We start from the raw sequence: 23,649 nt of genomic DNA on the forward strand, positions 1-23,649 counted from the left end.
CGATGAGGCACCGCATGAACCTGCGCACGATCGCCGCCGCCGCGACCGCGGCCATGGCCGGATGCGCCCTGCTGGGGGCCTGTACGGTGGGGCCGGATTTCAAACCGCCGCACGCGGACGCGCCGGCGCAGTGGCACGACCTGGGGGTGGCGAGTGGTGTGGAACCGAACGCGGGGGCATCGGCTTCGGCTTCCGCTTCGGCGCCAACCTCGACCACCAACGTCGCCTCCACCCCCGTGGTCGACGCCGATCCGGACCCGCGCTGGTGGCGCGCGTTCCACGATCCGCTGCTCGACCAGTTGATCGAGCGCGCCGCGCACGACAACCTCGACGTGCGCACGGCCGTGACGCGCATCGCCGAGGCCCGCGAGCAACTGCATCAGGCGGCGGCGCAGGGCCTGCCGAACGTGCGTGCGACGGCCAGCTACCAGCGCGAGCAACTCGGCGTGAAGGGGATTCTGGAGGACGAGGGCATCAACGACCGGATCGACAGCCTCAGCGCGCCCGGCTCGGCGCTGGCCGGCGCGGTGCCGGGCGGCGGCGCGGCGGTGCGGCAGGGTGCGCAGAGCGCGCTCGATTCGATCTCGTCGCCGACCAATCTCTGGCAGGCCGGCTTCGATGCGTCGTGGGAACTCGACCTGTTCGGCCGCGTGCGGCGTTCGGTGGAGGCGGCCGGCGCGCAGGCGCAGGCCGCGGTGGCCGGCCGCGACGACGCGCTGCTCTCGCTGGAGGCCGAGGTGGCGCAGACCTACCTCCAGTATCGCGGCGCGCAGGCGTTGCGCACGCTGACATTGTCGCTGGCCGATTCGCAGCAGCAGTTCCTCGACCTGACGCGCGAGCGCGCCGCGCACGGGCTGACCAGCCAGCTCGACGTGCGCAGCGCCGACGCGCGGCTCGCGCAGATTCGCGCGCAACTGCCGCAATACGAGCAGCAACTGGCGACCTTGCGCAACGGCCTGGCCTATCTGGTGGGCGGCGCGCCGGGGGCGCTCGACGACGTGCTCGACGCGTCGGGCGCATTGCCCGCGCTGCCGCCCACGGTGCCGGTCGGCATGCCGTCGACGCTGGCGCGCCGGCGGCCCGACGTGCGCCGCGCCGAACTCGACCTGCACGCGGCCACCGCCGAGGTCGGCGTGGCGGTCGCGCAGTTCTATCCGGACATCTCGCTGACCGGGCAGATCGGCCTGCGCTCCACGCACGCGCGCGAACTGGCGCAGTGGTCGCATCTGTTCTACTCGGCCGGGCCGGCGATTTCGTTGCCGATTTTCCAGGGCGGCGCGCTGATCTCGAACCTGCGGCTGTCGAAGGCGCAGCAGAAGGAGGCGGCGCTGGCCTATCGGCGCGCGGTGCTGGTGGCGCTGCGCGACGTGGACAACGCGCTGGCCGTCTATCGCACCGATCAAGGCAGGCGTGCCGCGCTCGACGACGCGGCGCGGGCCGAGCGCGGCGCGCTCGATCTCGCGAACGACAGCTATCGCAAGGGGATCGTCACGTATCTCGACGTGCTCGACGCCGAACGTCAGTGGTCCGAAGCGCGCCAGCAGGCGGTGCAGGGCGAATTGCAGGCCACCACCGATCTGGTCGCGCTGTACAAGGCGCTCGGCGGCGGCTGGCGCACCGACGACACGCGCGAGGTGGCGACCGGCGGCGCGCCGCCCGAGGCGGCCGGAAGCGGGAGCGGAGACGGAAGCGGGACCGGGGGCGATGCGGCGGCGCATTGACCGTCAGGCGCCAGGCCGCTCGTTCGAAGCGGAGGCCTGGCGTGACGGCCCGCGCCCGCTTCCGCCCGTTACTCCTTGACCGACCAGCTCGCGCCGCCGTGGCTGTCGCGCACGAAGGCGTCGATGGCGTTTTCCACGGGATCGGGGCCGTTGCCGGCGCGCGCGGTCCAGACCAGTTCGAAGCGGCGGCAGATCGCGCCGGTGGCGGCGTGGCATTGCGTGCCGGTCAGCCGGATGCGGCAGCGCAGGCCGCCGAGCCGATCCAGCATGATCGTGGTGCGCGGCGTGTCGCCTGCGTCGCCGCGCGTCTCGTCGATCGACAGCCACGCGTGACGCCGGTGCGGCAGGTGCAGTTCGAGCCGCTTCAGGCCGACCAGCACCACCAGCCCCAGCGCCGTGCCGAGCCCGGCCAGCACCAGTTGGCCGCCGCCCGCGCACAGGCCGATCATCGTCACGAACCACAGCGTGGCGGCGGTGGTGATGCCCTTCACCAGCCCGTCGCGGCGCAGGATCGCGCCCGCGCCGATGAAGCCCATGCCCGACAGGATGCCCAGCGGCAGGCGCATCAGGTCGAGCACGGCGAACGACTGCGCGCCCTTGCCCGATTGCATGAGCAGCGCATTGACCTCCAGCATCGCCAGGCACGCGGTCAGGCACACCAGCATGGTGGTGCGCAGGCCGGCGGCCTTGCCCGATTCACCGCGATTCAGGCCGATCAACAGGCCCGCGACGAGACAGACGGCAAGCCGGGCGGCGATATCGGCGAAATCGAGGACGAGCGGCATCGGATGCATGGGCGAGAACCTGTTGCGAAGAGATAGCGTTGTTCGCGCAAGGGGCATGCCCATCGTGGCTTCGCCTCGAAGCTTGCCGGCACGGCAGCCGCCCACGAAAAAGGGCGCCGCGCAAGACGACGCCCATCGAACGCCTCGCTGTCGACACGAGGCGGCAGCGGCGCCGGAGCGCCGCCTGAGAGACTAGTTCGGCCCGCGCGGGTTGCGCACCGGCGAGCGCAGGCCCAGCTCCTCGGCGAAGCTGCGCGCGCGCGAGGCGGGGGCCACGTTCAGGCCTTCGTAGTGGCGCACCACCTGCGCCTCCCACACCGCATCGGCGGAACTCAGCCAGCCGTTCAGGTCGAGTTGCGGCGCGCTGCGCACGGTGGCGGCCGGCGCCGCGATCATCAGCGTGGCGGCCTCGGTGTCGAGCGTCACGTAATCCCACGGCACGGCCGCGAGCTGGCGCACGTGCACCTGCTCCGTGGTCGGCGCGAGCGCCACCAGCGCGTAGGCGATGCGGCCGGTGCGCAGGTCGAGGATCGCGTCGCTGACATGGCCGATCGCCTCGCCATCCGAGGTGCGCGCGATGGCGCCGTCGAGCAGATGGGCCAGCGCGGAGCCGCGGTGGGCGTAGCGCGCGTCGGGATGCACGGCGTCGCGTTCGGGTTCGGGACCAAGGGGAATCATGCGGGCCTCCTGTTCAAATCAACGATGACGGGGTGGAGTTGCCTCGGGCGCGGCCGCATCAGCGCGATGTGCACGATGTCCTGCGACACCATCTGGCGGATGCGTTGCATCGCGGTCTCCGTTGTCGGGCTTGCGAACGGTGGATTCATGCAAGGGCCGTGCCGGGCAGCGAAATGCTTCGAAACGCCATGAATCGCCTTGAAAAACCTTCAACCGTCGCGCACAGGGGCACAACGGCACGAACGATTTACAAGCGATGGTAAGGATTGCGTGGTGCCGCCGGATACGGGGGCGGATTATTTCGGATGCCGCATGATGGGAAATCGGCCAAGACGCCGATAAGTTTTCGTGCGATGCTTGGCATCCCGAATCGCGCGGAAACCGCCGCCGGGTGATCCGGTACTATCTCGAAATGATGTGCTGCGCGTGGCTTTTATCGTTTTGCCGGCCGGCATGATCATATAAGGATGCAGATCGGGAATTGATTTTTGCAATGCGTTCGAGCTACTCAAATAGAAATAACTGATCGCAAGCCACGGCGCGATCTGCTTTCCTTGAGGCTGTGCTTGTTCTTTCACCGATCGCGCCTTTCGGCGCGATGCCCATTTGTCCGTACCGCCTGTTCCACTGGCTTCCCCGAGCGTTCGTGCCTGCCGCGTCGTCGTGCGGGCCGGCCGTCATGCATCGGACAAGGAGATCTCATGCCCCGTCTGCTCATCGTCGATGACGATGCCGACACCCGTGAAATGCTCGTCGCGCTCGCGCAGACGCGCGATTTGCCGTGCGACGCCGCCGCTTCGCTCGGCGAGGCGCGCTCGCGCATGCTGACCCAGCGCTACGACCTCGTGCTTTGCGACCTCGTGCTGCCCGACGGCAACGGCATCGAACTGTTCGACGATTTCCCCAAGCAGGACAAGCCGTTCGAGCTGGTGTTCGCCACCGGCCACGCCACGCTCGACACCGCGATCAACGCGATGCGCCAGGGCGCGTCCGATTACCTGATCAAGCCGTTCAACATGGCGCGCCTCGATACGCTGTTCAAGCGCGTCGCGCACGTGGAGGCGCGGCTCGACGAAGTGGAGGCGATGCGCGCCGAACTGGAGCGCGCCGGGCGCTTCGGCCGCCTGATCGGCAATTCGCCGGTAATGCGCACCATGTACGACGCGCTGGCGCGCGTGGCCGCCACCGAGGCCTCGGTGCTGCTGACCGGCGAATCGGGCACCGGCAAGGAAGTGGCCGCGCAGACCATCCACGAGCTGAGCTACCGCAGCCGCAGCCCGTTCGTGGCCGTCAACTGCGGCGCGATTCCGGCCAACCTGGTCGAGAGCGAGCTGTTCGGCCATGACCGCGGCAGCTTCACGGGCGCCGACCGCCAGCACAAGGGCTTCTTCGAGCGTGCCCACGGCGGCACGCTGTTCCTCGACGAAATCACCGAAATGCCGGTGGAATTGCAGGTCAAGCTGCTGCGCGTGCTCGAAACGGGGCAGGTGATGCGGCTCGGCTCGTCGCGCGAAACGCCGGTGGACGTGCGCATCGTGGCCGCCACCAATCGCGATCCGTCGGGGGCCGTCGAGGCCGGCACGCTGCGCGCCGATCTCTATCACCGCATCAACGTGTTCCCGCTGGCGATGCCGCCGCTGCGCGAGCGCGGCGACGACATCGTGTTGCTGGCCGATACGTTTCTCGCCAAGCTCAACCTCGATAGCGGGCGCGAGATGGCGTTCAGCGCCGGCGCGAAGGCCGCGTTGCGGCAGTACGCGTGGCCCGGCAACGTGCGCGAGCTGCGCAATTTCGTGCAGCGCGCCTGCATCTTCAGCGACGGCGCGCAGATCGACGTGCTGCCGCCGCCCGTCATGAACGCGGGCGGAAAGCACGAGCACGACGGCACGGTCAAGGCGCAGGCCGAGGAGATCCTCGGCGAGGGCCTGCGTACCGTGCAGGACGGCATGGCCGCGGCGCATCGCGGCGGCGGCGAGCGCGACTGAGCGTTGCCGCGCCGCCTTCGTCGGCATTTGTCGGCATCCGTCGGGATGCCAGCGGCGCGCCCGCGCCGCGTGCGTTCAAGGCTGCGCCGGCGTGTCTTCGTGGGCGCGCGCCAGATACGCGTTGACGATCTCGGGCAGGTGCTGCTCGAGCCAGTGCGCCATCGCGATTTCTTCCGGCAGGATCCGCTCGCACACGGTCAGCGTGGCCGTGTCGCCGGCCGTGCGCGCGGTGGAGATCAGCGTGCGGTACGCGGCGATCTGAAAGTTCTCGAAGGCGAAGCACGAAATCGCGTTCTTGATCGGCTCGTCCGACGAGAACATCGCCGTGAAGGCCTGCAGCGCGGCCAGGCTGCGCGCGCCGAAATCCTTGATTGCCGAGACGTCGCTGCCGCGCCGCCCCACGCATTCGCGAATCAGGCGAGCGTGTTCCTGCGTTTCGCGCAGATGCTGCTCGAGGCGCGCTCTCAACGCCGGATAGTGTTCGAGCCGCCGCGCCATGGCGGCCAGCATCGTGCCGGCCTGTTCTTCCATCGCGTGCGCGTCACGCAGCCATTCGTCCAGATGCTCGTCGACCGAGCGCTTCGTTTGGGCCATGTCGGACTCCTGTCGATTGAGGTTCAGGGCGGCGAGGGACGCCGGCAAGCGCGGCGAGGCGGGATCGGCCGGTCGTGCGCAACGTGATCGGACATGCCGGCTCCTCCGGGAAAGCGCCAAGCGCGCCACGCGTGAAGGGACGCAAGCGGCGGGCCCGACGACGGCACGCGGCGAGCGCGCGATCGGGCCGGCGCTTTTTGCAATCGCTTGTCAAAGTCTCCCGGCGGGGCCGGCGTGCGCGGGGCCTGCGGGCCGGGCCGGCAGCCCGGGCATGGCCGATGCGGCCAGGGAGGATGGCCGCGCGCGGATGAAGGCGTCCGCCTGCATGCCGACGATGATGGATGGCCGCCTGCGCCGCGCGAATCGCCGGACCGCCATCCCCGATCCCGTTCACGCACAGGAGCATCGATGACCGCCAACCCATTGCCGTTGGGCCGCCGCCTGCACAGCCCCGAACCTGGCATTCCCGAGATTCCCGAAACCGATCCCGAGCCGTCGCCCGACCCCGGCCAGCAGCCCGACGACGCGCCTCCGCCGTATCGCGAGCCGGACGGCGATCCGGTGCCGCCGGTTCGAGGCGCGATCACGCTGTAACGTCATGACGCCACGCCGGGTGGCTGCCGAGCGCGCCTTTCGATGCTCTCGCGCGTCTTGCGTCGCGCTCGGCATGGCCCCGTTCCCTCAGGATTGCCAGCCGTTCGTTCTGCGTAGTTTTTTGCACGGCACGCGGATTACCGCCGCCGCGTCGCTGCATTGCCGTTTGCGCGGCAAAAACTGCCGGGCGGAATTGCCGCCCGCCGCCTCGCCATTCTCCCGCCTGCCGGTCACTTCGACCGTTTCCCGCTCAAACCGAAAATGCACGCCCGGCGCGGCATCCGGAGCTTCCCTTACGTCCGCTTATTTTGGATTTTTTTATATTTTTTTCTCCCGATCATGTCGTCCGATAGAAAGCTTCTTTGCAGAAGGCCATCGTTTTCCTTTCGAGCGGATGTGCATGATGAGTCTCTCCCATCTCAAAGTTTCAATCTGCATTCCTACCTACCGGCGTGCCCATCTGATCGGCCAGTGCCTCGATTCCTGCCTGGCGCAGACCCATCGCAACATCGAGATCGTGATCGGCGACGATTCCCCCGACGACCATACCGAACGCCTGATCCGCCGCCGCTACGGCGACGACCCGCGCATTCGCTACGCACGCAACCAGCCGGGGCTCGGCCAGGCGCACAACGTCACGAACCTGTTCCAGCGCGCGACCGGCGACAAGATCCTGCTGATCCACGACGACGATTTCCTGCTCGATTTCGGTGTGGAGCGGCTGCTTGCGGAATGGACGCGCCACCCCGATCTCGACGCCGCGTTCGGCAACCAGTACGTGGTCGATCACGACGGCCGCATCAACCGCGCGGCCACGCGCCGGCTCAACCAGATGTTCCATCGCTCGCGCGCCACGGCCGGCTTGCAGGCGCCGCCGGGCCGCGTGGGCCTGGTGCAGATGTTCCCGAACAACGGCTGGCTCGCCAACGCCGAACTGGTCAAGCGGATCGGTTATGAGGATACCTACGGGTCCTGCTGCGACTACGTGTTCAATACGCGGCTGTGTCTGGTCGCGCGGCGCATCAGCTTCGTCGATGCGTTCGTGTCGTGCTATCGCGAAACCGATGCGTCGATCTCGCAGGCCACGCGCCACACGATGCGCTCGGCCTCGCTGATGGCCTGGCACTTCGTCACGGAACTGGATCTGCCGCCCGATCTCGAACCGGCGCGGCGGCTGGCGTTGCGGCGGCTGGTGCCGATCGTGGTGTCGCTGTACGCGCGCAATCACGAGCCGCGCACGAGCCTGGAGATCGCGCTGGGCAACCTCGATGCGTATCGCTTCGGCTTCAGCCCGCGGCTCTATTACCACTTGCTGATGATGTGGCGCGGGCGGCACGGGCCGGTGGCGACAAGCCTGCCCTGACGGCGCGCCGCGCGCGCAAAAAAACGCCGACCCGAAGGTCGGCGGCGTGGCCGGTGGAGGCCCGTAACGGCCCGCAAAGGCCCGCGATGCGTCAGGCGAGGCGCGCCTTCAGTTCGTTGGCCATCTGCTTCATCGCGGCGCGCGTCGGCGCATCGTTGGCCAGGGCGTTCAGCAGGCCGAAATCGTGGATCGTCCCCTTGTATTGCGTGGTGATGACCTCGTTGCCGGCCTGATCGAGACGGTGGCCGTAGGCCTCGCCTTCGTCGCGCAGCACGTCGAACTGGGCCGTCTGGATCAGCGCGGGCGGCAGGCCCTTCAGCGCGTCGAGCGAGGCGCGCAGCGGCGAGGCGTAGAACTCGCTGCGTTGCGCTTGGTCGGTGGTGTAGGCATCCCAGAACCACTGCATCATCGCGCGGCTCAGGAAATAGCCGGCCGGGTAGGCGTCGTACGAACCGTTGCCGAAGTCGTGATCGGTGACAGGCCACATGAGGCCCTGGAAGCGGATCGCCGGGCCATGCCGGTGCTTCGCCATCAGGCTGACCGATGCGGCCATGTTGCCGCCCACGCTGTTGCCCACCACCGCCAGGCGGCTGCCGTCCACGCCGATCTCGCCGCCGTGCTCGGCCACCCATTGCGTGGCGGCGTACGCCTGATTGATCGCCACCGGGTAATGCGCTTCCGGCGACGGCGTGTAGTTGACGAACACCGCGGCCGCGCCCGATTGCACCACGAGATCGCGCACCAGCCGTTCATGCGTCGGGTAGTCGCCGAGGATCCAGCCGCCGCCGTGGAAGAACATGAACACCGGCAGCACGCCGCTCGCGCCCTGCGGCTTGACGATCGTCAGCGGCACGCCGAGGCCGTCGTGCGTGATCGTGCGTTGCGTGACGTCGATGCCCGACACGTCGACGGCCACGCCGCGTTGCGCGCCGGCCAGCACCTCGCGGGCCGCGGCGGGCGACAGCGTTTCGAGGCCGGGGCCTTGATCCTGATTCAGCACGTTCAGCAGTGCGGTGGTGGCGGCGTTCGGGGTAGCGGCGGTGGCTTGCGTGGTCATGTTCATCACTCCATTCGGTGGGTGTCTGGGGCCCGGAGAAGGCGGGCTGTCGATGGAGTGGAGAATACGGAGCGCGCCGGGTTTCGAAAATAGAAGTGTTCGCAACCCATCGTTTCAGTATTGCAATGATCGCAGGCGCCGCGCGGCGGCACCCGATGCGGGCCGCCGTTATTTCGGCCAGCGCCAGGCCGGCTCGCTCAGATGTTCGGCGAAGTAGTCGGACAGCGCGCTGACCTTGGCCGGCCGCGCGCGCGCCGACGGCGTGACGAAGTACAGGCCGCCCTTGGTGAGCGACCAATCGGTGAGCACCGCTTCGAGCCGGCCGTCGGCCAGATATTCGCCCGCGATGAATTCGGGCAGCTCGGCGAGTGCCATGCCTTCCAGCAACATCGGCAGCAGCGCATCCGAGTTGGTCACGCGCAGCGGGCCGTTCGGCATCACCGGCTCTTCTTCGCCGGCCTCGTTGGTGAAGCGCCAGACATCGCTGCGCGCGCGATACGCATACGACATGCAGGGCCGCTCGGCCAGATCGCGCGGATGCGCGGGCCGCCCCTCGCGCTTCAGATAGGCCGGCGACGCCACCACGTATTGGGTGACCGCGCACAGCCGCCGCGCGACAAGCGACGAATCGGGCAGCGCCGCAATGCGCAGCGCCGCGTCGAAACCGTCGGCCACCAGGTCGACGGTCGAATCGGCCAGGTGCAGATCCACCGATACGTCGGGAAACTGACGAAAGAAGCCCGGCATCAGCGGCGCGACCCAGCGCAGCCCGAACGACATCGGCACCGCGAGCCGCACCAGGCCGCGCGGCTGCACCGACAACTCGCGCGCCGCGCCCTCGGCCGCCTCGGCCAGCCGATAGATGTCGCCGGCACGCTCGCACAGCGTGCGGCCGAACTCGGTGAGCGCGAGCTGGCGCGACGTGCGGTTGAACACGCGCGCGCCGAGCCGGTCCTCCAGGCGCGCCACGCCGCGCGACACCGTGGCCACCGAGACGCCCATCGCCCGCGCGGCGGCGGCGAACGAACCTTCCTCCGCCACCTTGGCGAACATCGCGAGTCCTTCGAAATCAGGCAGTTTCGACATGGGCATTCATCATTTCAATTTTGCAACGTTGGTTTGCGATCCATTCTATTTCGGAAGTTCGAGGCCGTCGATAAGCTTCATCCATCGCAGCACACAACCCGCCGCGAACGCCGCCAACCGGTGGCGTCAACCGATTCGACCGAACTCAGGAGAAACATCATGGCACGCAAGCTCGACAACAAAATCGCCCTCGTCACCGGCGGCACCAGCGGCATCGGCCTGGCCACCGCGCAACGTTTCGCCGCCGAAGGCGCGCACGTCTACCTGACCGGCCGCCGCCAGGCCGAACTCGATGCGGCGGTTGCCTCGATCCGCGAAGCGGGCGGCGCGGCCACCGGCCTGCGCGTCGATTCCACCCGGCTCGACCAGCTCGACGCGCTGTATGCGCAGATTCGCGAAGCGCACGGCCGCCTCGACGTGCTGTTCGCCAACGCCGGCGGCGGTTCGATGCTGCCGCTCGGCGAGATCACCGAAGCGCACTTCGACGACACGTTCGACCGCAACGTGAAGGCCGTGCTGTTCACGGTGCAGAAGGCGCTGCCGCTGCTGGCCGATGGCGCGTCGGTGATCCTGACCGGCTCGACGGCCGGCAGCGCGGGCACCGCGGCGTTCAGCGTGTACTCGGCCTCGAAGGCGGCAGTGCGTGCGTTCGCCCGTAGCTGGATCCTCGACCTGAAGCCGCGCCATATCCGCGTCAACACCATCAGCCCCGGCGCGACGCGCACCCCTGGCCTGCTCGATCTGGCCGGCGACGACGCCGCGCAACGCCAGGGCCTGGCCGATTACCTCGCGGCGCAGATCCCGCTGGAGCGCCTCGGCGAGCCGGAGGAAATCGCCAGCGCGGCGCTGTTCCTGGCCTCGGACGACGCCAGCTTCGTGAACGGCGCGGAACTGTTCGTCGACGGCGGCCAGCAGCAGATCTGACGGCCGGGGCCGGGCACGCAGCAAGCGTTGCCCGGCTCTTCAGGAGTGCGACACATCATGATCGAACATCGTCCCTTTACCGAGCTCGGTGCGATCTCGCGCGACTGGCTCGCCGCGCGGCTGCATTTTCGCCACGGCGAGATCGGGCGGCCCGAGCACGGGCCGCTCGGCCCGCTGCATGTCTGGAACGACGACGAATTCGCGCCGCATGCGGGCTTCGGCCTGCATGCGCATCGCAACGTCGAAATCGTGACCTGGGTGCGTTCGGGCGCGATCACGCACGAGGACGACGCGGGCAATCGCGCGCGCCTCGTGGCGGGTTGCGTGCAGGCGATGAGCGCGGGCGCGGGCGTGCATCACGCCGAACGCAACGAGGAGGACGTGCCGGCGCGGCTGTTCCAGATCTGGCTGCAACCGCGCACCACGGGCGGCGCGGCGCGCTGGGCGACCTGCTGCTGCGCGCCGGCGCGGCGCGAGGGCCGCTTGGTGACGCTGGCCAGCGGCTGCCCCGACGACGTGAAGGCGGGCGCGCTGGCGGTCAACGCCGATGCGCGCGTGCGGATCGCCACGCTGCGCGAGGGCGCGAGCCTGCCGTATGAGGTGCCGCCGGGCGGCGCGGCCTACCTGGTGGCCGATCACGGGCCGCTCGAACTGGGCGGGGTGCGGCTCGCGGCGCGCGACGGCGCGGCGATTCGCGGCGGCCCGGCGCTCGTGCTGACGGCGCGGGCCGATACCGATCTGCTGATCGTCGAGTGGTGGCCGCCGGTTTGAATGCGTTCCATGTGCCGCTGCGCGCCCGGTTTTTGCCGGGCGGGTCGCGCATGCCGGCGTGCAGGCCGTGTGCGGCCCGCGCCAGCGACAGGGCGAGTGCCTTGCCGATGTCGAAAACGGTGCCCGCACGACCTGTTTCCTGCCGAGCGGATCGTGCATGCGGGCATGTACGCGATGCCCGGCCCGCGCCAGCTAAAGGGCGTGCCGATGTCGAAAACGGTGCTCGCGCCCGCTCCGCCTGCGCGCCTCGCTCAGGGCCGCGTGCGGATCAGCACCTTGCCGCGCGCGTGGCCGGTGGCCAGCTTTTCGAGCGCGGCGCGGGTGTCGTCCAGCGGGAAGATCGAATCGGTCACGATCTGCAATTGCCCCGCCGAGAATTGGCGCGCGGCTTCCGCGAGGAACGGCGTGGCGCTCGCGAAGAACACGGCTTCGCCCGTCAGGTCGCCCCGCGATTCGATGCCGAACTCCACCAGCGTCACGATCCGGCCGCCCGCGCGCAGCACCTGCCATGACCGAGCCAGCGTGTCGCCGCCGTGCATGTCCAGCACGAGGTCGATGTCGCGCAGCGCCGATACATCCTGCGTGCGGTAGTCGATCACTTCGTCCGCGCCGAGGCTCCCGATCAGTTCGAGATTGCGTGCCGACGCCGTGGCGATCACGTACGCGCCGGCCAGATGCGCCTGCTGCACGGCCATGCTGCCCACGCCGCCCGCGCCGGCATGAATCAGCACGTGTTGCCCGCGTTGCAGGCGGCCGCTGTCGAACAGCGCCTGACGCGCGGTGCCGAACGCGGTGGGCACCGCGGCGGCCTGCTCGAAGCTCATGCTGGCCGGAATCGCGTGCAAATCCGCCGCCGCGATCGTGATGTGCTGGGCGAATGCGCCGCCGGCAGTGGGCGCGCTGCGGCCGAACACGCGGTCGCCCGCTTGCAGGCTCGTGACCTGCCGGCCCACCGATTCGACGACACCGCTGAAATCGCTGCCCGGCACGTACGGGAATGCGATCGGAAACACGGTTTGCAGCGTGCCGGCCAGGATCTTCAGGTCCAGCGGGTTCGCGGCGGCGGCCTCGATGCGCACGACCACCTCGTCGTGGCCCGGCTCGCGCTGCGCGGTGTTGCCGATGACGACCCCGTCCGGGCCGCCGAAGGCGGTGACGATGGCTGCTTTCATGGTGCGCTCCTCGTTATGCCGATCGATCAGGACTGCTGCGGAAACTGGCCAAGCTGAAGGAACAGGCCGAACCAGTCCTCCATGTGCCAGGTGGTGGTCACGCGCTGGCCGTCGAGTTCGTGGAACTCGTGCAGACGGAAGCTGACGTGCTTGCCGGAGGCGGGAATGCCGAACAGCTCGCCCTGGTGCGTGCCGGTGATTTCGGCGCGCACGCCGATCCTGCCGGGCACCTGGATCAGGTCGTGAATCACGATCTTCACGTCCGGGAACGCTGCGCCGAAGCTGCGGATGATCGGCTTGATGCCTTCGGGGCCCGCACCCTGGCCGGGGGCCAGCGGGATGTCGTCCCAGTCGGGGGCCAGCACGGCGTCGACGAGGTCGGGGTTCTTGTCGCTGAACGCGCGGTACAGCGTTTCCACGGCGTGGCGCTCGGCGCTCAGGCGGTCGGAGTCGGACAGGGTAAGTGGGTTGGCGGTGATCGTCATGGTGTGTGGTTTCGCTTCAGGGTTGGAGTGACTGAAGTGTGCTGGCGGCTGTAAAATCCGTCCAACAAATGAACGATATAAATGATTATTTGAATCATGGATTTTCATGGCATCGACCTGAACCTGTTGGCGGCCTTCGACGCCCTGATGAACGAGCGCAATGTCACGCGCGCCGCGACCCAGGTTGGCGTGAGCCAGCCGGCCATGAGCGCGGCGCTGGCGCGGCTGCGCCGGCTGTTCGACGACCCGCTGTTCCTGCGCAGCGCGGGCGGCCTGCTGCCCACGCCGCGCGCCCGTGATCTGGCCGAGCCGATTTCGCAGGCGCTGCGCCAGATCGAAGCCACGCTGGTGAGGAAGCCCGCGTTCGAACCGGGCCACGCCGCGCTGCGCTTCAACCTCGGGCTGGCCGATTACCCGGCGTTCGTGCTGCTGCCCGCGCTGTTGCAGGCGCTCGGCGAGCAGGCGCCCGGCATCGCGGTGGACGTGCACGCGTTCAACGATCGCGATCACGCCGTCGACCTGCTCGATGCGGGCGCGATCGACGCGGCCATCGGCGTGTCGCCCACGCGCGCCGACGGCCGGATCCTGGCGCGGCCGATCCTGCGCGACGCGTTCGTCACGATCGTCGCGCGCGATCATCCCGCCGCGCGGCGGGGCATGGACATGAACACGTATCTGGCGTTGCCGCATGTGCTCGCGTCGCCCGAGGGCGAGCGGCACGGGCTGGTGGATCAGGTGCTGGCGCAGCAGGGCAGGCAACGCACGCTCGCGCTGACGCTGCCGCAGATGTTCGCCGTGCCGCTGGTGGTGGCGCGCTCGCGCATGACGGCCACCGTCATGAAGCGCGTGGCGCTCAGTTCGCCGGCCGGGCGGGAACTGGTGCTGTTCCCGCCGCCGGTGGCGCTGCCGGAGATCGTGATTCACCTGATCTGGCATCGCCGCAGCGACGGCAGCCCGGCCCAGCAGTGGCTGCGCGCGCTGATCGAATCGATCGCCGCGCAGTTGTGAGGCGAGGCGTGCGGCGCGTCAGCCGAGCGTCACGAGCGCCTTGCCGGAGAACGCGCGCTGACGCAGCGCGTCGAGGTGCGCCGGCAGCGCATCGAACTCGACGGCCACCTGCGCCTCGGTGGCGAGGCGGCCCGCCGCGATCTGCTGCAGGATCGCCTCGCCGGCCTTGACGAGACGTGCCCAGTCGTCGTCGCTGCCGTGCGGATGCAGCGCGGCGAGCGCGACTTCGTGCATCGACAGCGCCTGGCCGAACGGCGCATTCGGCCAGGTCGCGGCGCGCCCCTGAATGCACACCAGATGGCCGTTCGCGCCGAGCACGGGCGCGAGCTGCGCCGCGTGCTCGTCGTTCACGCTGTCGATCACGGCGAAGTAGCGGCCGACGTGGGCGTCGGGCCAGCGGCTGCTTGCTTCGAGCGGGCCGTCGAAGCGGCGTTGCGCGCCGAGCGCGTGCAAGCGCGCTTCATGGCGCGGGTGGCACATCACGTCCACCTGAAAGCCGAGCGCCACGGCGAACTGCACCGCATACAGCCCCACCGCGCCACCGGCGCCGCTGATCAGCACGCGGCCCTGCTCGCGCAGCGGCAGCTTGTCGAGCGCGAGCCAGGCCGTCAGCGCCGGGCAGGGCATGCCGGCGGCCGTCGCCAGATCCACGCCGGCCGGCACGCGCAACACCGCGCGCGCCGCGACCGGCGTGTATTCGGCGAAGCTGCCGGGCGTGGCCAGCTCGGTGTGATACGCCACGCGCGTGCCGATCCAGTCGGCCGGCACGTCGTCGGCCACCGCCACCACGGTGCCCGCGCCATCGACGCCGGGCACCTTGCCGGGCGCCCAGTCGACCAGGTCGCCGCCCAGCACCTTCCAGTCCACCGGGTTCAGGCCGATCGCGGCGTTGCGCACCAGCATCCGGCCGGGCGCGAGCGGTTCGGCCGCCACGTCGGTCAGACGCAGCGCGAGGGGATCGGCGCTGCCGGCCCAGGTCCAGGCGCGCCAGGTCGCGGGGGCCGCTGCGGTTGGAGTTGTGGTCATGGTCATGGTCATCTCGGCGTCAGGCCCTGGCCGAGCGGCTCGGCTTATCGGTGTGGAGCGTAATGGCGGCGCCGGTATGCGAGAACGAACGGCGGTAGGTGGCGGACATCCTTTGGCTTTCCTTGCGAGAGAGAAGGCGTCAAGGGTAGGGGGCCGCGAGCCATAAGGAAATGCAGGTTTCGTGATTGGTTCGATGAATTCTGCTTATGACTGGGCAGCACTCGAATACCCGTCGCTTGCCGTGTTCCGCGTCAGTCGATTCGTTATGCGAATCAATTGACGGACGAAATCGGTCGCGCCACGCCCCCGAACGGTGCAGGCCGCGCACCGGCGCGGCGTGCGGCCCGAGCGTGCGCCGCCGACCGCCTTGCCGGACGGCGTGCCACCTTTGGTTCGATTCTTGCGTAACAAAAAGGCGCGGCGGCCGCTTCGGCCTGCCCGATCCGAACCGGGAGGACTCCGATGTATCGATCGCCCCAACTCACACCCGAGCTGTTGCTGCTCCAGCACAACTCGCGCAGCGGCGCGCCCGTCGAGCGCGCGCTGTTCGTGCGCTTGCTGCAACTGATCGGCCTGTGCCGCGCGGGGCAGGCCGCCTGAGCGGAGCCGCCCCCGGCTGTTACCGCGAGCGCGAACCGACTAAGGGAAACCACTCGTCAGCGTTTCTACCAAGTGTGAATCAAGTCTGATCTTTTGGGGCCGTAATAACGACGTGCGCCGGAGAATGGGAACAACCATTCGTATATCGAACCATTTCACGGACCAAGAATGAGAACCGCACGGGTCCGGCGTCCGGGTTTCGTTCGACCAATCGATCCATTCACATGTTTAAAAATCTGTCGATTCGCCATTGTGTGAACGCGATCATCGGCCTGTTCGGCCTTGCGTTGATCGTCGGTGCGTTGCTCGGGGTGGTGTCACTGAACGCGGCGAATCACGACCTGAAGCAGATGTACACGGTCGATACGCCGGCCGTGGCCAATCTCGAAGGCAGCTCGGGCCAGTTGCTGCGCCTGCGGCTGTCGCTCGCCACCTATGACTCGCTGACGAACATCGGCGACGCGGCCGGCGCCGATTCGGCGTTCAAGCGTTCGGACCAATACATCAAGCTGTCGAACGAGCGTTTCGCGGCGTATCTGGCGCAGGTCGGCGACGATCCGGGCGCACGCGGCCTGATCGACGACATGCAGAAGCGCCGCGACGACTTCATCCATCTGGGCATCGAGCCGGCGATGGCCGCGCTGAAGGCCGGCGACAAGGCCGCGTTCGGCGAGATCCAGGGCCACAAGCTGTCGCCGCTGTATTCCGCGTACGAAAAGGCGATGCTCGCGCTGGAGAAGCATCAGGTCGATATCGGCGAGGCGCGCTACGAGGCCGCGCAGCGGCAATTCTCGATGGTCATCGTGGCGGTGGCGGTGGGCCTGGTGCTGGCGCTCGCGCTGTCGCTGTTCGTGCGGATCTGGCTCGTCAAGGCGATCGTCAAGCCGGTGGATGCCGCCGTCGAGAGCTTCGGCCGCATCGCCGACGGCGATCTGACCGGCAAGGTCGAGGTCACGAGCCGTAACGAAATGGGCAAGCTCAGCGAGGCGCTGCGCAATATGCAGGACTCCCTGACATCCACGGTGGGCGCGGTGCGCAGCAGCACCGAATCGATCAACGTGGGCGTGGGCGAGATCGCGGCGGGCAACACCAACCTGTCGCAGCGTACCGAGGAGCAGGCCGCCTCGCTGGAGGAAACCGCCGCCAGCATCGAGCAACTGACCTCCACCGTGAAGCAGACCGCCGACAACGTGCGCCAGGCCAGTTCGCTGGCCGAGGGCGCATCGGGCCTGGCCGCCGAGGGCGGGCAGCTCGCGCGCGACGTGGTGGGCACCATGCAGGAAATCGTCGGCGACTCGCGCCGGATCGGCGACATCGTCGGCGTGATCGAGGGCATCGCGTTCCAGACCAACATCCTCGCGCTCAATGCCGCCGTGGAAGCGGCCCGCGCCGGCGAGCAGGGCCGCGGCTTCGCGGTGGTCGCCAGCGAGGTGCGCTCGCTCGCGCAGCGCAGCGCCACCGCCGCCAAGGAGATCAAGGGCTTGATCGTCGAATCGACGCAGCGCGTGCAGACCGGCGCCGATCTCGTGGAGCGCTCGGGCACCACGATGAACGAGATCGTCACCGCGATCAGCCGCGTGAGCGGCATCATGAACGAGATCGCCGTGGCGTCGAGCGAGCAGAGCGATGGCATCGACCAGATCAATATCGCCGTGTCGCAGATGGACGAGGTCACGCAGCAGAACGCCGCGCTCGTCGAGGAGGCGGCGGCGGCCGCCGCTTCGCTGGTCGATCAGGCGCAGCGCTTGGGCGATGCGGTGTCGGTGTTCCGGATCGAGCAGCAGGCCGGCGCGGCGTCGTTCGCGCAGGGTGGGGCGGCGATGCGAGGCGGGATGCGGGCGGGCGTGCCGCAGTTCGCCTGAGCACGAGCGGCGTATCGAAAGCGGCGGCAAAAGAACGATAAAAGCGAGTTTTTCTTGCGAATCGCGTGCCGCTTTCGCTCAAAAATTGATCGGCCGGGCTTTTAACATGAGCGTCGTGAATCGCCGGGTTGCCGGCGATGCCGACTCATCGTGAAGGAGCCTCACCATGCTGGTTGTGAACGCGCGCGCCGAACGGCGCGCCTACCCGGACTCTCTGAAGGCGCTCATGTCGGTCGAACGCGCCGAGGAGAGCCGCAACTGGATCGCCGACTGGAGCGGTGTGTCGTGCCACGCGACGCCGTTGTACGACCTGCCCGATCTGGCCGCGCGCATCGGCGTGGCGCAGGTGTGGGTGAAGGACGAATCGGTCCGCTCCGATCTCGGCAGCTTCAAGGCGCTCGGCGCGCCCATCGCGCTGGTCAGGCTCGTCATGCGGCTGAACGCCGATGCGCAGTTCGATCCGGCCGGCTTGTTTCGGGGTGCTTACCGCAGCCGGCTCGACGGCTTCACGGTGGTGAGCGCGACCGACGGCAATCACGGCAAGGGCCTCGCCGCGGCGGCGCGCAGCATTGGCTGCCGGTGCGTGATCGTGCTGCATGCGAACGTCAGCGTCGAGCGTGAAGCGGCGATCGCGGAGCAGGGCGCACGAATCGTCCGCATCGCGGGCAACTACGACGCCTCCGTGGCGGAAGCGGCGCGGCTGGCCGACGTGAACGGCTGGCACGTCGTGTCCGACACGTCCTACCCCGGCTACGAGATCATTCCGCGCGACGTGATGCAGGGCTATGGCGCGGTGGCGGCGGAAGTCGTCGAGGCCACGCGCGCGCAGGGCGATGGGGCGCCCGCGTTCAGCCACGTGTTTCTGCAGGGCGGCGTGGGCGGGCTGGCCGCCGGCATCTCCAGCTACTTCTGGGAAGTGTTCGGCGAGCAGCGGCCCACGGTGGTGATCGTCGAGCCGGAGCAGGCCGATTGCCTTTACCAGAGCGCTCTCACCGGCGTCGCAGAGAAGGCCACCGGCTCGGTCGATTCGATCATGGCGGGCCTCGCATGCGGGGAGACCTCGCCGCTGGCGTGGCGCTTTCTTGCGACCGGCGCCGATTGCTTCATGACGATTCGGGATGCCGACGCCATCGCCGCGATGCAGGTGCTGGCGGCCGGCTCGGGACGCGATATCCCGATCGTGTCCGGCGAATCGGGGGCGGCGGGGCTGGCCGGGCTGTGCGCGCTGGCGGCGGACGGTGCGCTGGCGAAGGTGGGTGTCGGCCGCGCGTCGCGGGTTCTCGTCATCAACACCGAGGGGGCGACGGCGCCGACGGTGTACCGGGAACTGGTGGGGGAGCGGGCGGAGGATGTGTTGGGGCGGCAGGGGGCTTGGGCGCGGGTGGCTTGTGAGGCTGAGGCACCCGCTGCGCCTGACCGCTGATCGAGCCACGCCGGCTAGGTGTTGCTGTGCGACCTTTCTGCCGTTGCAACGAGATGCCACGGCAGCGACTCGTAATACTGGCGCACTGTCGTGAACGCGACGTCGAAGGGCGGAAGCTCACCTTCGATCGTGGGTGCGAGATCCGCATACTCCCGTTGCGAGCGCTCGCGGATCGCCGGAGCGGCCATCGACTGGCGATCGATGCGAAGCCCGCGCGATTCCGCCTTTTCGATCAGCAACCGCAGCACCCGCTCGATACGTTCGCGATCGGCACCCCAGTGAGTCAGAAAATAGTGCAGGTCGTAGATATCCTGGCGCCGGGATCGTTGCCGTTCTTCCTGTTGCAGGATTGCGCGGAGCTTCTCGGCGAGCAGTGTGGTTTCGCTGTATGTCTGGATTTCGAGCTCGCCATCGACTCCGAGGAAATCGACGTCGCCGATGATTTCATTGAAGCTGTAGTCGATCTGGACAATTTGCGGAGACTGCCGATCTGCCAGACGCTTCATCGCGCTTGCGTTGCCTTTGGGCGCGTAGCCGATACGAATTCTCAGCGTTTGAAAATTGCCTTCGGCGCGTGGTTGCAGGTCGGTGCTCTGGATACCGCAGGCGATGCCGTAGTTCAGCGCTTCCGCAGCTTGCCGGATGGCGGCGTTCAGGCGTTCGATGAAGGCGTCCTGGCCAGCGGCGAACTCGCGGTAGTGGGCCTGCGTCGAGAAGTCGACGTCGGTCGTGTGGCGCCCCGTGGCGTAGCGGATCGCCATCAATACGCCGCCTTTCATCACCATCACCGGTTTCAATTCGTGCGATGCGCCGATCGCGGAAAGCATGATGTGGACGACGTTGCGAAAGGCTTGTTCGCGCGCGTCGGCGGCGCCGGTTACCCAATCTTCTACAGTGGTCATCAACGGCTCACGTTAAGGGAAATCATCCATTTTTCCGAGAACGCTGGCCAGTACGCTTCAGCGGGATCGAGTTTGCGCGAGCCGCCACGTTGAGCGAACTGCGTCCAGGCCTCGATGCGCGGATTGCCTCGGATTTCGCATCGATCCTCCAAGATATATCCGCCGCGGACTTTTTCGATCGGTTCGCCGTGCCGATCTAACTCATCGATGATCAAGGGCAAATAAGCGCGTGCATGTTCGACAAACGTGTCGATTACATGATGAATGCCGCCGCACAGATCGGGGCGCCGCAGCATGTCGAGAAAGGTCCGGCCAACGCTGGCGACGCGTACCGGGCGATCGCGAAGCGAGATGAATGAGCCGGCTGCCTTGCTGGCAAACAGGTTGAGCTTGCGCTTGCCTGCCGTATCGAACGCAAGCCTTTGCAGGGGCGGCATGCGGGCCGCCTGGTAATCGGCCAGGCTGTCGCCCAGGTCCGCAGTCATTCGATCGGCTGCCTGTTTGCGCCACTCGGTTGCCGGGTAGGTGGTCGCGAAAATCAGCCGGGGTACCAGCTCGGTCAGGCCGTGATATTCCATGGCCGACAGATGGGAGAGATAGCTGAATGGATCCAGTCCACACAGGATGTCGGAGGGGTCCTTGAACGGCGACAAGGTCATGAGCCACGTGTCGTCGGGCAGGTCGTTGCGGTGTTCGAGGACACCGTTTTCGATCAGATCGTCACGGTATTTGAACAGGCTCGAACGGCTCGGTCGCGAGCTGCGTGGATTCTTGATGCGGTGCCCGGCATGCTCGCGCGTGGCATGAAGCTGCCAGAGCAGCGCGCCAAGATCGTAGAGCGTCACGACACCGGAGCGATGCTCTTTGCCGAGCCGCAACGTGAGTGCACCGACGACTGAGAGAGTGGGTTCCATGAGAATGGGATGTAGAAAAGCACTGCTTGTCCTGAGGACAAGCAGTGCTTTAATATCATTAATTTCGCAAATCGTCAAGAAAATAACTAAATAAGACGTTAAAAATAGAGAGAAATTTGTTGATTTATTTAACCACGATGTTTACGATGCGTCCTAAGGACGCATCGTAAACATCGTGATAGAAAAATTTGGTCCTGACCGTAACTGGACCCGTATTCGGCGGCGTCAAAGGCCGCTCGCAACTGCCGGGCACGGTGGAGGACGCGCTGCCCGGCAAGATCGAACTCACGCCGTTCGTCACCCCTCCTTGCCGCTGTCGGACATCAACGCGGCCTTCGTGCTGATGCACGAAGGCCGCGTTGATCCGCACCGTCGTCAGTCTCGCGGCATGAACGCCGCGCTCACACCATCTCGTCGCCGGTCGGCTCCGCTGCGGGGCCGCGATGGCGCGACCGCGCGAGCCGGCTGACCGCGTCGGCGCCGCTCGCCACCGCCTGGCCGACCAGGCGCGCACCGGCGCCCGGCGCGCGCACCACGCCGTCGACGGCCATCGCCGTGGCGTTGGCGGTCGGCTTGACCACATAGGTGCCGGCCGCCGCCGCGCCCGCCAGCATCGCTCGGCCGGCCGGCGTGAGCACCGGCGCGAGCGCCTCGCCCGTCTTCTGCGCCGTCCACGCGATGCCCTGCCCCACGGGCTTCAGCGCATGTTCGTAGGCCGCGCCCGGCAGCGCCTGCACGCCCTGGCCGACCGCGCCGGCGTAATGCATGCCGTATTCCGCGCTTTTCTCGACCAGCCCCATCGCGCTGCCCAGTGCCACCGTGACGGCGTAGCCGAGTTGCGCGTTGCGCTCGCCGTACGGCCGCGCGATATGGTCGAGATCGGCCAGCGATGTCTGGTCCGATTTCGCGATCTGGCCGAGCATGCCGCTTTGCTTGGCGGCGTCGGTGGTGATGCGCGCATCTTCCTGGCTCGAATCCGCGCCCACCCATTTTTCGGCTGCCATCGTCGACACCATGCTGATGACTTCGGTCGGCGTGGAGTACATCAGCGTGATCAACTGCTCGACCGTGCCCGGCAGCACGCCCGCGTGCGACAGCAGCGAGAGCATCAGGCCGAGCGTCGCGGCGATCTCGCCGCCGGTGGCCATCGAGCGGATCGCCGAGCCGGTGCCGCGCCCGGCGCGCAACGTGGCGAGCGCTTCGTCGCTGACGTGCTTGAGCACGTCGTCCACTTGCGGGCGCGGCAGGGTGCCGGCCTCGATCATCGCCATCTTCTGCTCGACCAGCGCCTGGTGATCCTCCATCACTTCGAGCGGCACCATCGCGCCGGAGGTCCAGGTGGCGAGCAGGTTGGTGACCTGCTTGGCCACCAGCAGGCCGACCGCCAGCTTGTCGTGGCCGCTTTCCTTTGCGGCCTTCGCCAGCTCGCGCACGAAGTTGTTCGGCAGCGAGCCGACCGCCGCGATCGAGCCGGAGAACGCCGCGCCCTTGAGGTCGCCGAGCGCTTCGGACAACTGAGCGGGCATGAAGCTGCCGCCCTTCATCACTTCCATGAGCCGCTTGATGACCATCGAGTCGAAGGTTTCGGCGAACAGCGGCGTGAGCGAATCGAGCAGCGGGCCGTACTTGGCGGCAGCGGCCGGGCCGATCGCCGTCTTCACGCTGGCCCAGACGCCGTAGTCGAACGTCGCGCCGATCGCGCCGGTGCCGACCAGGCTCGCGCCGAGGCCGTAGGCCAGCTCCTTGTTGAAATCCTTGTTGGTGGCGAGCGACAGCATCGACATCGCGCCGAAATCGCCCCGGAATTTCGCGAGCCGTGCCTGCTTGGCCGGATCGTTCGGCTGGTGCGTGAGTGCGGCCTGCAGGCGCGCGCTCGCGCCGTTGTCGGGCGTCACGCGGATCTGGATGCCGACCTCGCGCAGGAAGGCGCTCGGATGCTGATCGGTGCCCGGCATGCGCGCCTCGGGCGTGAACGCGTTGTCGCCCTTGGCGATCGCGTCGCGCAGCAGATCGGTGGCCACCAGCATGTTGCCGCCGCAAAGCTTGCGGAAGCTGCCCATCTTCTCCATCAACTGCGCATCCCACTCGACATGAATCTGCGCGCCGGGCGCGATGTTCAGATGCGCGAGCGCTTCGGGATCGAGTTCACCGATCAGGTTCAGCACGCTCTGCACGCCGTGATCTTCCTTGCAGACGGGTGTGCCGTCGCTGCCGACGGTCAGTGCGCCGCCGCACGGCGACGGCAGCTTCAGCGTGATTTCGTCATCCTCATCGTCGCTCGATGCGATGCTCGGCGCCGCGCTGGCATGCGTGCCGGCCGCCGAGTGCGTGCGCGACAGGCGCGCCATTTCGATCGATGAGTTGTCGCCGTGCGCGCGCGAGCTGGTCGGCGAGCCGGGGCGGTGCGGCGGCAGCGGGCCCTTGCGCAGGCGCGAGGCGGTCTTGCTTGCGGTGGAGGCGGCATCGGAGCCGGCGCTGTCGCTCGGGCGGCGCGATTTCAGGGCCGAAAACTGAGCCGATGCGGCTTCCGCGTGCTTGCCCGTGGGGCGACCGGCATCGGGCGTGGACGCGGTGTCGGGCGAGGGGGCATCGGTTTGGGCGGCGTGGGTGGACGGGGCGAGAGAGCCGGAACGAATCGATGAGGGCATGGTGAATGCGCGTTAAGCGAAGGACGAACGTGGCCCGAACACTACGCGCGC

The 23,649-nt window shown here is 68.0% G+C and carries 22 protein-coding genes and 1 pseudogene; 11 read left to right on the plus strand and 12 right to left on the minus strand.

Annotation, left to right across the window (positions count from 1 at the left end):
- Window positions 1-2: 2 nt before the first annotated feature.
- Window positions 3-1,721 carry an efflux transporter outer membrane subunit gene (locus tag AB4850_RS00255; protein WP_414440625.1) on the plus strand — a complete coding sequence of 573 codons (1,719 nt, stop codon included), beginning with the start codon at window positions 3-5 and terminating at the stop codon, window positions 1,719-1,721.
- Window positions 1,722-1,789: 68 nt separating this feature from the next.
- Here AB4850_RS00255 and AB4850_RS00260 read toward each other — a convergent pair whose 3' ends face one another.
- The 3 genes from AB4850_RS00260 to AB4850_RS00270 form a co-directional block, all read right to left on the minus strand.
- Window positions 1,790-2,515, minus strand: coding sequence for an MgtC/SapB family protein (locus tag AB4850_RS00260; protein ID WP_414440626.1), 726 nt, complete (start codon window positions 2,513-2,515; stop codon window positions 1,790-1,792).
- A gap of 183 nt (window positions 2,516-2,698) precedes the next feature.
- Window positions 2,699-3,184 (minus strand): PRC-barrel domain-containing protein, encoded by a 486-nt coding sequence (locus tag AB4850_RS00265; RefSeq protein ID WP_414440627.1) that lies wholly within the window; start codon window positions 3,182-3,184, stop codon window positions 2,699-2,701.
- Window positions 3,185-3,480: 296 nt separating this feature from the next.
- Window positions 3,481-3,762, minus strand: a complete 282-nt coding sequence (locus AB4850_RS00270; RefSeq protein WP_414440628.1) for a hypothetical protein — start codon at window positions 3,760-3,762, stop codon at window positions 3,481-3,483.
- A gap of 123 nt (window positions 3,763-3,885) precedes the next feature.
- Here AB4850_RS00270 and AB4850_RS00275 point away from each other — a divergent pair, with 123 nt between their 5' ends.
- A complete protein-coding gene (locus AB4850_RS00275) occupies window positions 3,886-5,169 on the plus strand; it encodes a sigma-54-dependent transcriptional regulator (protein ID WP_414440629.1) in 1,284 nt (427 codons plus the stop codon).
- 75 nt (window positions 5,170-5,244) lie between these two features.
- Here the strand turns inward: AB4850_RS00275 and AB4850_RS00280 are convergent, their stop codons facing one another.
- A complete protein-coding gene (locus AB4850_RS00280) occupies window positions 5,245-5,763 on the minus strand; it encodes a ferritin-like domain-containing protein (RefSeq protein ID WP_414440630.1) in 519 nt (172 codons plus the stop codon).
- Between the two features lie 408 nt (window positions 5,764-6,171).
- Between AB4850_RS00280 and AB4850_RS00285 the strand changes: the two genes are divergently transcribed.
- Both AB4850_RS00285 and AB4850_RS00290 read left to right on the plus strand, forming a co-directional pair.
- Window positions 6,172-6,357: a hypothetical protein gene (locus AB4850_RS00285; RefSeq protein WP_414440631.1), complete on the plus strand. Its 186-nt coding sequence runs from the start codon at window positions 6,172-6,174 to the stop codon at window positions 6,355-6,357.
- A 403-nt stretch (window positions 6,358-6,760) separates the two neighbouring features.
- Window positions 6,761-7,720 carry a glycosyltransferase family 2 protein gene (locus AB4850_RS00290; RefSeq protein ID WP_414440632.1) on the plus strand — a complete coding sequence of 320 codons (960 nt, stop codon included), beginning with the start codon at window positions 6,761-6,763 and terminating at the stop codon, window positions 7,718-7,720.
- 91 nt (window positions 7,721-7,811) lie between these two features.
- Here AB4850_RS00290 and AB4850_RS00295 read toward each other — a convergent pair whose 3' ends face one another.
- A complete protein-coding gene (locus AB4850_RS00295) occupies window positions 7,812-8,777 on the minus strand; it encodes an alpha/beta hydrolase (protein ID WP_414440633.1) in 966 nt (321 codons plus the stop codon).
- 168 nt (window positions 8,778-8,945) lie between these two features.
- Window positions 8,946-9,863, minus strand: a complete 918-nt coding sequence (locus AB4850_RS00300; RefSeq protein WP_414440634.1) for a LysR family transcriptional regulator — start codon at window positions 9,861-9,863, stop codon at window positions 8,946-8,948.
- Window positions 9,864-10,022: 159 nt separating this feature from the next.
- Between AB4850_RS00300 and AB4850_RS00305 the strand changes: the two genes are divergently transcribed.
- Together AB4850_RS00305 and AB4850_RS00310 are read left to right on the plus strand one after the other, a co-directional pair.
- Entirely contained in the window at window positions 10,023-10,787 is a 765-nt protein-coding gene (locus AB4850_RS00305; RefSeq protein ID WP_414440635.1) for an SDR family NAD(P)-dependent oxidoreductase, read from the plus strand.
- Window positions 10,788-10,844: 57 nt separating this feature from the next.
- Window positions 10,845-11,558 carry a pirin family protein gene (locus tag AB4850_RS00310; protein WP_414440636.1) on the plus strand — a complete coding sequence of 238 codons (714 nt, stop codon included), beginning with the start codon at window positions 10,845-10,847 and terminating at the stop codon, window positions 11,556-11,558.
- Window positions 11,559-11,809: 251 nt separating this feature from the next.
- On the opposite strand, the gene AB4850_RS00315 is transcribed toward AB4850_RS00310, so the two are convergent.
- Together AB4850_RS00315 and AB4850_RS00320 are read right to left on the minus strand one after the other, a co-directional pair.
- On the minus strand, window positions 11,810-12,730 hold the full coding sequence (locus tag AB4850_RS00315) for an NADP-dependent oxidoreductase (protein WP_414440637.1): 921 nt from the start codon (window positions 12,728-12,730) through the stop codon (window positions 11,810-11,812).
- A 26-nt stretch (window positions 12,731-12,756) separates the two neighbouring features.
- Window positions 12,757-13,215 carry an ester cyclase gene (locus tag AB4850_RS00320; protein ID WP_414440638.1) on the minus strand — a complete coding sequence of 153 codons (459 nt, stop codon included), beginning with the start codon at window positions 13,213-13,215 and terminating at the stop codon, window positions 12,757-12,759.
- 96 nt (window positions 13,216-13,311) lie between these two features.
- Between AB4850_RS00320 and AB4850_RS00325 the strand changes: the two genes are divergently transcribed.
- Window positions 13,312-14,223 carry a LysR family transcriptional regulator gene (locus AB4850_RS00325; protein WP_414440639.1) on the plus strand — a complete coding sequence of 304 codons (912 nt, stop codon included), beginning with the start codon at window positions 13,312-13,314 and terminating at the stop codon, window positions 14,221-14,223.
- Between the two features lie 18 nt (window positions 14,224-14,241).
- Here AB4850_RS00325 and AB4850_RS00330 read toward each other — a convergent pair whose 3' ends face one another.
- A complete protein-coding gene (locus AB4850_RS00330) occupies window positions 14,242-15,255 on the minus strand; it encodes an alcohol dehydrogenase catalytic domain-containing protein (RefSeq protein ID WP_414440640.1) in 1,014 nt (337 codons plus the stop codon).
- A gap of 456 nt (window positions 15,256-15,711) precedes the next feature.
- Here AB4850_RS00330 and AB4850_RS00335 point away from each other — a divergent pair, with 456 nt between their 5' ends.
- The 3 genes from AB4850_RS00335 (at window position 15,712) to AB4850_RS00345 (ending at window position 19,134) form a co-directional block, all read left to right on the plus strand.
- Window positions 15,712-15,849, plus strand: coding sequence for a hypothetical protein (locus AB4850_RS00335; protein WP_414440641.1), 138 nt, complete (start codon window positions 15,712-15,714; stop codon window positions 15,847-15,849).
- Between the two features lie 224 nt (window positions 15,850-16,073).
- Window positions 16,074-17,711 carry a methyl-accepting chemotaxis protein gene (locus AB4850_RS00340; RefSeq protein ID WP_414440642.1) on the plus strand — a complete coding sequence of 546 codons (1,638 nt, stop codon included), beginning with the start codon at window positions 16,074-16,076 and terminating at the stop codon, window positions 17,709-17,711.
- 166 nt (window positions 17,712-17,877) lie between these two features.
- Window positions 17,878-19,134, plus strand: coding sequence for a diaminopropionate ammonia-lyase (locus AB4850_RS00345; RefSeq protein WP_414440643.1), 1,257 nt, complete (start codon window positions 17,878-17,880; stop codon window positions 19,132-19,134).
- A gap of 14 nt (window positions 19,135-19,148) precedes the next feature.
- Here the strand turns inward: AB4850_RS00345 and AB4850_RS00350 are convergent, their stop codons facing one another.
- Both AB4850_RS00350 and AB4850_RS00355 read right to left on the minus strand, forming a co-directional pair.
- Complete coding sequence (locus AB4850_RS00350; RefSeq protein ID WP_414440644.1) at window positions 19,149-20,036, minus strand: nucleotidyl transferase AbiEii/AbiGii toxin family protein; 888 nt, start codon at window positions 20,034-20,036, stop codon at window positions 19,149-19,151.
- A complete protein-coding gene (locus AB4850_RS00355; protein ID WP_414440645.1) occupies window positions 20,036-20,950 on the minus strand; it encodes a hypothetical protein in 915 nt (304 codons plus the stop codon). Before AB4850_RS00355 ends, AB4850_RS00350 begins: the two co-directional genes overlap by 1 nt.
- A 206-nt stretch (window positions 20,951-21,156) precedes the next feature.
- Between AB4850_RS00355 and AB4850_RS00360 the strand changes: the two are divergent.
- A pseudogene (locus AB4850_RS00360) lies at window positions 21,157-21,308 on the plus strand (S-(hydroxymethyl)glutathione dehydrogenase); the annotation flags it as partial.
- Window positions 21,309-21,351: 43 nt separating this feature from the next.
- Here AB4850_RS00360 and AB4850_RS00365 read toward each other — a convergent pair.
- Entirely contained in the window at window positions 21,352-23,598 is a 2,247-nt protein-coding gene (locus AB4850_RS00365; protein ID WP_414440646.1) for a hypothetical protein, read from the minus strand.
- Between the last annotated feature and the right edge of the window lie 51 nt (window positions 23,599-23,649).

This window comes from Burkholderia sp. 22PA0106 (genome assembly GCF_047497155.1).
In the GTDB taxonomy this organism is placed as follows: Bacteria; Pseudomonadota; Gammaproteobacteria; order Burkholderiales; family Burkholderiaceae; genus Burkholderia.